Annotated in this window: 1 protein-coding gene; it reads right to left on the bottom strand. The window is 78.9% G+C overall.

Translation table 11 applies throughout. From position 1 onward, the window contains the following. Positions 1 to 697: aminotransferase class I/II-fold pyridoxal phosphate-dependent enzyme (locus G3I53_RS02235; protein WP_164437982.1), on the bottom strand; the 697-nt coding region annotated here is incomplete at both ends.

The raw sequence follows: 697 nt of genomic DNA, 5'->3' as shown, positions 1-697 counted from the left end.
ACCCGCGCGTGCAGCCGGGTCGTGGCGGCGACGCGCGCGGTGACCGGTTCCGGTTCGGACAGCGCGTACCCGGCGGCGACGGCGACCGGGGCGGCGACGCACGCGTCGAGGGCGGTGAGCACGTCGAGCACCCGCGCGTGGAGCGCGTGGCCGTCCTCCCCCGCCGGGAACCGGGCCACCGCGGCCGGCCAGCCCGGCGGGAGCAGCGCACCGGCCAGGTCGGTGACGACGGTGACCCGGTCCGACAGCATCTCGGCGGGGCTGAGCAGCACGGTGTCCTGCGGGGCGTGCAGGGTGTCGCGCCAGGTCTCGTCGCTGACCAGCTGGAGCCCTTCGCCGACGGCCGCCTCCAGGGTGGCGTGCAGCAGTTCCGGCGGCGCGACGGTGGCCGTGGGGTCGTCGGCGACGGACAGCACGAGCAGCCGCGGGTCGCCGCCCTCGGCGCGCAGCCTGCGCACCGTCTCCAGCAGGGCGTACGGGTCGGGGACGCCGCCGTTCTCGGCCGGGGTCGGCACGTGGAAGACGGGGCGGCCCAGCAGGCGCGCGTACGGGACCCACCAGGCGGCGCAGGGTTTCGGCACGAGCACGTCCCCGCCGATGGCGGCGGTCAGGGCCACCAGGAGCGCGGGGGCCCCGGGGGCGACGGCGACCCGGTCGGGGGCGGCGGGCAGGCCGCGCCGGTCGCCGTAGCCGCAGG

It is taken from the genome of Streptomyces sp. SID14436 (assembly GCF_010548465.1).
Classification (GTDB): domain Bacteria; phylum Actinomycetota; class Actinomycetes; order Streptomycetales; family Streptomycetaceae; genus Streptomyces.
Note: the sequence above shows the minus strand (reverse complement) of the source record. Positions and strands in the feature narration are given on the sequence as shown.